A 7975-nucleotide genomic window follows, 5' to 3' on the forward strand; every position below is an offset into this window, starting at 1 on the left:
TGCCTGAGCCAAGATCAGAGGCGACAATAGCAGCAATGTTACGCTAAGCAAAAGTTCTGATTTCCTTGACCAAATACAGTCGCTTTCCCGCGTATATCCTGAGTTTTGCGTCGATCATGCTGGCAAGCCCCCAGGTAGTGGCCGCCGATGATCCTCTGCTTAATCTCCGCATTGAAGGGGTTTCGGGCGAGCTTGAGAAAAATATCCGCGCACACTTGGGCAACTTTCCGGAGTCCAAGGTGCAGCGCCGTGCCTATCTATTTAATGTCAGCGACAGCGTTGAGGCCGCGCTGGAATCCATGGGTTATTACCATGGCAAGCTGGAACAAGAGCTCAAGGAAAGCGAACAAGGGCCGTGGGAGCTCAAGCTCACTATCACTCCGGGAGAAGTTACCCGTCTGCAGTGGGTCGATATCCGCCTCGAAGGCGAAGTACTCAACGACCCCTGGATCAACCGCTGGCTCAGCCAGGTCAAGGTCAAACCCGGCGATCCCCTCAACCACGGCGATTATGAACAGATAAAGTCGCAGCTTATTTCGCTGGCGCTGGCCCGGGGCTATTTTGATGGCCATTATCAAAAATCAGAGATCCGCGTTAATCGCGATCTCAATCTGGCACAGTTCAACCTGTATTTTGACTCGGGTAAGCGTTACCAATTTGGCGAAGTAAGCTTTGAAGGCCACAGCCTGCAGCCGCAATTGCTCGATGACTTGTTGCCATTCAAACCCGGCGCGCCCTACAGTACCCGCAAGCTCACGCGGCTCAATCAGGAGCTGCTGGATACCGGCTATTTTGCCAATATCAAGGTGTTGCCCCAAATCGACAAGTTGACAGAAGACAGCATCCCGGTACGGGTCGAGTTGACCCCAAGACCGGATCACTCCATAGAGCTGGGTCTGGGTGCCGACATCGGCTCCAGCACAGACAGCAGCCTGGATCCCAGGGTCCGGGTGACCTGGCGCACCCCGCAGATCAACAGTTACGGCCATTCCCAGGAGACCAGCATAGAGTGGTCGAGAGACAGACCCAAATTCCTCTCTACCTATACTATTCCCCTGACTCATCCTTTGGATGATCAGCTCAAGATCCGCGTCGGTCTGCTGAGGGACAAATACGGCGTAACTCAGGACTATGTTCCTGAGGACAGGGACTTTAGCAATACAGGTCAGTTGGAATCGACCAAGAAGCTTCTCGGGGTTGGCCGCAGCAAACGCCTGCATAACGGTTGGCTACTGAGCTACTCGCTGGAAGCGATTCAGGAAAGCTACACCCAGTCGGATATTGATTATGATCCTGGATTTTTGCTGTTTGGTACCACGCTGTCCAAGACCATACGCGGCGATAACAGCCTGGATCCCAAGTCGGGTTTCCGGCAACTTTACAGTATTGAATATGCCGATCCTTCACTGGGTTCAGAGATCCGTCTGACTCGGATGCAGGCCAAATTCAAATGGATTGAGACTTTCTTTGAAAAGCACAGATTTGTTTCCCGTCTCGATCTCGGGGTCAACCTGGCGGCCGAAGGCGATCTGGCCTTGATCCCGCCGTCGCTGCGTTACTTCGCCGGTGGCGATCAGAGTATTCGTGGTTACAGCTATCAGGAACTTGGGCCTCACTTGGATTACACCAATGATCAGGGCGGCCTTTCACGGGAAGTGGTCGGTGGCCGCTATCTGGCGGTCGGTAGCCTGGAGTATCAATACTACCTGACCCCAAGCTGGCGGCTGGGTACCTTTGTCGACGCAGGTAACGCCTTTGATGTCAGCCAATTTGAACCTGTGGTTTCCGTGGGCGGTGGTATTCACTGGATATCCCCCATAGGCCCCATCAAACTGGATGTGGGCTTTGGCCTGCACGAATCCGATGCCGAAGACAGGCCCTGGCGTATTCACCTGACCATGGGGACAGAATTATGAGCCAAGCCCCAATGCCACAGGAACCCAACCCAAGCAGCAAGCAAGTGGCGAAAAAAAAGACGCGCCCCCTGTGGCTCAAGTCCTTGAGATGGTTCACCCGCACTCTTTTGTATATCCCGCTCGGCTTGCTGGTGCTGTTGGCACTCTTGCTGGGCACGGCACCCGGGAGCCATTTAGCGGTATTTCTTGCCAGTGCTCTGGTGCCGGATCTTGAACTGGAATATGCTTCCGGCACCCTGAACCGGGAGCTGCAACTCAAACAGGTACACTGGCAGATGGACGGCATCAGTGTCGCTGCAGATGCCGTTACCCTTGCCTGGCAGCCTGCCTGCCTTTTGCAAAAGCAGTTATGTGTCGACGCCCTGGAGTTGACAACAACCCGGGTCGACATAGACACCCAGGCCTTCGCCTCAGATTCCGCCACAGAGGAAGAAGCGCCAAGCTCTGGAGAACTGGTACTGCCCTTTGGCATCAGCCTGAAACAAGCAAGCATCACGGATATTCAAGTGCGGGTCGATGAGATGCATTTTGATGCTGCGGCATTGAATACAGCAGCCAATTGGCAGGAAAGTGGTTTGCAGATCATCCAGCTTGAAAGTCGCGGGCTCAGCGTGCTGATCCCTGAGGCTAATGCGGCAGAAGCGCAAGCGACAGACAAAGACAAATCAGCCGCAGTGGCCAAGCAACAAAAAGCGGCACCAAAGAGTGAGACTGATGAATGGGCGCTGGCGCAGATGCCAAACGTTGCCATGCCCTTCCCCATTTATTTAAAGCATGCCGAGCTAAAAGACTCACGCCTGCAGATCATGGGGCGGGATGACAGGTTTGAGGAACTGCGTCTCAGCGCCAACTACATCGGCGCTGAGCTGCGAGTCAACGAGTTTTATGCCAAACACACAGATGCCAGTCTGTCGCTGGAAGGTGAACTGACTCTGGATAAACATTGGCCCATGGCACTGACGGTACAACTGGAGTTACAGCGTTTACCTGAACTACCGGGACTCGAGCAGCAACAGCTGGATCTCGCCCTCAAGGGAGATTTCAGCGACTTGCAGCTCAAGGCCAAACTCAGTGGCGAGCAGAGCCTGGCACTCAATGCCAGCGTCAATCTCGCCAACCCTGAACTGCCCTATTCAGTGAACATCTCAGAAGGGGAACTGCATTGGCCCTTTGATCTGGCCCAGTACAGTGTCAGCGGACTGGCGTTGGAAAGCCACGGCAGCCTCAAGCAACAGGCCGCCAGTGTGGTCGCTCAGATAAGCACTCCCTTCTACCCTGAGCTCAGCCTCGATACCCGCCTGGCGCATCAAGGCCAAAGGCTCAAGATTGAAGAGTTCAACAGTGACAGCAGTGCCGGTAAACTTGTACTCCAGGGTACGCTGGATTACGCCGATGGCATCGCCTGGGATGCAAATCTTGCGCTTTCACACTTCAACAGCGGCGCGATAACCCTGCCTTCTACCGAAGAAGCTGCGAAGGAAAAAGACCCAAATAGCCAAGTTGCCCACAACAAGCGTAAGAGTGACAACAAGGCAACAAGTGCACAAAGCCAAGCTGACGAGGGCAAATCTGAAGAAAGTCTGGCGGAAGATACGCCGGTGATCCCGTCCAGCGATATCAGCGGACAGCTGGCCAGCAGTGGTCGCTGGCAGGATAGCAAGTGGCGAGTGAGTCTGAAGCAGACCCAACTTCAGGGCTCATTGGACCGCCTACCCTTTGAACTGACAGGCGATCTGGATATAGATGATTCGCTTGAGCTCAGCAGCCAGGGATTATCGCTGCGGGCGCTCAATACCCGCCTGGACCTTTCCGGCAGCGCCAAAGAGCAATGGGATCTCAGTGCCACGCTGGACGTGCCTGATTTCAATCTCTGGCATCCTGACGCTTTCGGTGCTTTGACGGCAGATATCCAGGTGGTGGGCGATGCCAAACACCCGCAGGTACAGCTCAAGGCCAATACCCAGAGCATCAGATTTGGCGATCTCAAACTCAGCGGCAGTCAACTCAAGGCGCTCTATGCACCGCTGGATCTGCATGAGTTTGCCCTGTCGCTGAAGACAGGTGAATTTGACGGCGCAGGTATTCATCTTGATGGCATCACTCTCAGAGCCAAAGGTAATGAACAGCAACAGAAACTGGGGCTGGAAACCGAGGGCGATCTGCAGCTGGATACTGCCATCCACAGCAAGCTGGATCTCGCCAAACAAAAGGCCAAGGTGGAACTCAGCAAATTCAACTTGGGATCCATTCTGGGGCTGTGGCAGCTTGAACAAACAGTGTCACTGAACTGGGATCTCAAGCAGAACCGTGGTGAACTCAGTGGCTTTTGTTTGAGTCACCCATCCAGCAGACTCTGCCTGACCGATAATGTCAGCCTCAGTGACAAGGGTGAAGCCAAGTTGCATTATCAGGGGCAACCCGGGCAACTGCTCGCCAAGCTGTTACCCGAGCAGTTCAGCTGGCAGGGTGATGCCTTGATGGATGCCGCCATCGCCTGGAAACCCGGCGCACGTCCGCAGGGTAAGCTCGACTTCCAGTTGGCTCCCGGGAAAGTCAGCCTTAAACGCAAACAGCAAGCCAGTGCCAGCGTCGACTATCAGGCGTTGAAACTCAACGCCACCCTGGATGATGATGCGCTGAGAAGCCATATTCTGTTCAATTCCGATGCTCTTGCCCGCTGGGAAAGCCAGCTGGATATCAAGGTCACTCCGGATCGCAGCCTCAGTGGTTACGTCAATATTGAAAAAATCAATCTACAACTGCTTGGCCAGTTCATGCCACAACTTGAAACCATTGAGGGTTTACTCGGCGCCAATCTGAAGTTGGCTGGCAGCCTCAACAACCCAGAGCTCAGTGGTCAACTTAACCTACGCGATGGAGCCCTGGCCAGTACAGTCAACCCCACTAGACTGGAGCAGATATCACTGGATATGGCCTTTGCCGGCCAAACCGCCGAGCTCCATGGCCAGTGGATGATGGGCAGCGGCCAGGCGAACCTCAGCGGTCAACTGCGTTGGCCTGAAGGACAATTCAGCGGTGATATCCAGCTCAAGGGACAAGAACTCGGTGTTATTCAACCACCACTGGCGATTGTCAATGTCAGCCCGGATATTCAACTGCATTTCAGCCCGGACGCGCTCGATATCAAGGGTGAGGTTAAGGTGCCCTCCGGCAATATCAAGGTGGTGCAACTGCCGGCCGGAGGGGTGAGCGTATCATCCGATGTGGTATTCAGCGACTCTATTTCCGAGCAGGAGGCCAAGGCATCCCCCATGGCTTTGAGTGCCGATCTGAATATTGATGTCGGTGATAAGCTGGCTATCGATGGTATGGGTCTCAAAGGGATGTTGGTGGGTACCTTACGGATGCAGCAATCGCCGCAGAAGCCGCCGCAACTCTTTGGTGATATCAAGGTAGTTAACGGCAGCTATAAATTCATGGGGCAGACGCTGAAAATTGCCACAGGTGCGGTGCAGTTTGTTGGGCCTATGCAAATCCCCAACCTCAATATCGAGGCTATTCGGGAGATCCGCGATGAAGATGTCACCGCCGGGGTACGTATTACAGGCACTCCCAACAAACCGATAGTGACCCTGTTTTCCAACCCAGCCAAGGAGCAGGCCGAAATCCTCTCCTATATTGTCCAGGGTAAAGGTTTTGGCTCCGGCAATGAGCAGAACAACTCACTGATGATGGGCGCAGCGCTGTCGCTGAGCTCCCAGGTCGATGGCGGCGCCATTTCGAGCCTGGGCGACACGGCGGCCGGCCTGGTAGAGATGTTTGGCTTCTCCAATGTGCAGTTGGATACCAATGATGATGGTAAAGTCGCCATCAGCGGCTATATTGGCAAAGATTTGATGATCAAATATGGTGTCGGTGTATTCAATCCGGGTTATGAAATGACGGTACGCTACTATCTGTTGTCGCAGCTCTATCTGGAAAGTGTATCCGGCACTCTGGGCCAGTCACTGGATATCTACTACAGCTTTGATCTTTAAGCTGTAAACACTCATGGTAGCGGATGTCAGCCTTGCGGGTATCCGCTACTTATCCCATCCGGCCTGGACATAAAATGCGACTTAAAGCCTAATTAGCTGTCCCCGCTGCTCAAAACCCAAAATGCAGACATAAAAAAAGCGCCCCGAGGGCGCTTTTCAACATCCAATTATCGATTAAGCGTAAACGAAGTCTACGTGCTCGATCATTGGCTTGAACGCGTGACGCTGCATAGCCTGAGCGCGTACTTTAACTTCTTTGCCGTCCAGAACTATGGTCAGATCGCTGGTGTAGAAGTCATCGTTGCTTTGGATGTTGATGATATCTTTGTGCTCGAACACAATAGCAACGGCTTCTTTGCCGGCGCCATAGATAACGGCTGGAACTTTCCCGTCACGACGCAGGCGGCGGCTCGAACCTTTCCCAATCTCAGTGCGGGTTTGTGCTGGAATAGTGTAAGACATAATAATACTCTTTTGATAGTCAATAACTGGCCACTATTTTCGACCAATAGCGGCCTTCATATAAAGCGGGCGAATACTAGCACAGAGGTAACTGAGCCGACAAGCTGATTTACCCTTTACAGGTAAAAGTGAAGTCAATTTCTCTCTCCCGCTGTTGCTCATCTGTAACATCTGTAATCATTAAGAAAAGCCATTGCTTAGCAGAGGTTTTACCCTGATCGAGATCACAATTTTTCCATCGCCCTGCTGCTACCCTGCTTTCAGTAATCTGGTTTTATTACATGAAGCAGGCCGATGAACGCCAATCTGCAGCAACTGATACGGGATGATAGCCTGTGCTATAAACTGGCAGCGGAACTCCATTACCTGATCGAACATGCTCCGTTTCAACAGGAGAAGCTCGACCTGATTTTATTGGAGTTTCTCGCCTGTAATCAGCAGAAAAGCGGCCATCTGTTACATTTGATGCGTGCCTGCAACTGCCCGGATCTTATCGAGCAATTGAGCTCAGACGCTCTCTTTTATGACAGACTCAACACCTTGGTCGCCGACTGGCAGCAAACCCGCGAGCTGTTACGTCTCAGATTGCAGTTCAGCGAGCTGATGGCACTGCTTGAAGATAGAAAGCCCCGCGAACAGGGCTTTATCCGCAGGGCAGAAACCAATATCTCTGTGCCGGAAAAACCTACCAGCTGCGCACCGGCCCGCAGTCAACGTGGACAAATCCCGACTTCGGATAATAGCCGACTCCCCCTAGTTTTAATGACAGGGCAGCCTCACGCAAAGTCTCAAGCTTAACGCCGGGGATCGCGATATCCATTGCCATACCCCGCATATGGTAACTCTTCTTGGCTACGCCGTTACTCTTGCCGGCCAGCATGGCGTTGGTTTTAGGCGAGCGATAACCTGAAATCACATGGATCTCTTCAGAAACCGACAGCGTCTGCTGCAGGTTGAACAGGAGATCGAACAGGCGTTTATCCATAGGGGCCGCCAAATTCAGCCGATGATCTCTCAGCAGATGGCTGAACTGCGACAGAGTGTTACTCTGATAATGACCGTCTTTCCAATAAGTCCCATCGCCACGCTCCCCTGTATGCCGGTTATAAAAACTCAGATATCGACTACCTTTAGTAGACCGACTCGCCATCGCTTTTGAAGGAAGCATAGAAACCATTGCCGCGCCGCCAAGGCCCATCAACAACTGCCTACGGGCAGGACATACTACTGACACTTATTCACCTTGCACAAAAAACAACCACAAGGCGGCAAATTATACGGGATTAACGCCAAGGTCAAGCGCCGATTTAGAGGCAGCGCCGCGGCCTTTTGAGATGAAATAGACAGAAATCGAGATAATTCCTTGCACCACATTAAGTTAGGGAAGGTGCGAATAAGTCCTCGTGGCACTCTGGCTTGCACAACAATTGGCGTTCAAGGCATCTGACTGAAGGCATGCCGGGGCCTGTCAAAGTCAGATAACGCAGAGAGCCGGTTGCTGTGCAAGCCCCGAAGGGCGTGGCTTACAGGCCTGCCTGCTGTGTTGTGCTTCTTGCAAAGGACTAGGGCCATTTGCTGCGAACCACGCCTTGCATCCAG

General features: G+C 53.0%; 5 protein-coding genes. 3 read left to right on the plus strand and 2 right to left on the minus strand.

Features of this window, described 5'->3' with window-relative positions:
* Positions 1–116 precede the first annotated feature (116 nt).
* Both N512_RS0102365 and N512_RS0102370 read left to right on the plus strand, forming a co-directional pair.
* Positions 117–1916, plus strand: coding sequence for an autotransporter assembly complex protein TamA (locus tag N512_RS0102365; RefSeq protein WP_037474016.1), 1800 nt, complete (start codon positions 117–119; stop codon positions 1914–1916).
* Positions 1913–5914: a translocation/assembly module TamB domain-containing protein gene (locus N512_RS0102370; protein WP_051472614.1), complete on the plus strand. Its 4002-nt coding sequence runs from the start codon at positions 1913–1915 to the stop codon at positions 5912–5914. The genes N512_RS0102365 and N512_RS0102370 overlap by 4 nt, the downstream gene beginning before the upstream one ends.
* Before the next feature lie 174 nt (positions 5915–6088).
* Here N512_RS0102370 and rplY read toward each other — a convergent pair whose 3' ends face one another.
* Complete coding sequence (gene rplY, locus N512_RS0102375) at positions 6089–6376, minus strand: 50S ribosomal protein L25 (protein WP_025009640.1); 288 nt, start codon at positions 6374–6376, stop codon at positions 6089–6091.
* A 294-nt stretch (positions 6377–6670) separates the two neighbouring features.
* Between rplY and N512_RS24290 the strand changes: the two genes are divergently transcribed.
* Complete coding sequence (locus tag N512_RS24290) at positions 6671–7174, plus strand: hypothetical protein (RefSeq protein ID WP_028779288.1); 504 nt, start codon at positions 6671–6673, stop codon at positions 7172–7174.
* Here N512_RS24290 and N512_RS23960 read toward each other — a convergent pair.
* Positions 7062–7610 carry a DUF882 domain-containing protein gene (locus N512_RS23960; RefSeq protein ID WP_081737067.1) on the minus strand — a complete coding sequence of 183 codons (549 nt, stop codon included), beginning with the start codon at positions 7608–7610 and terminating at the stop codon, positions 7062–7064. The genes N512_RS24290 and N512_RS23960 overlap by 113 nt on opposite strands.
* Positions 7611–7975: the final 365 nt, after the last annotated feature.

The sequence above is a fragment of the Shewanella sp. 38A_GOM-205m genome (genome assembly GCF_000518445.1).
Classification (GTDB): domain Bacteria; phylum Pseudomonadota; class Gammaproteobacteria; order Enterobacterales; family Shewanellaceae; genus Shewanella; species Shewanella algae.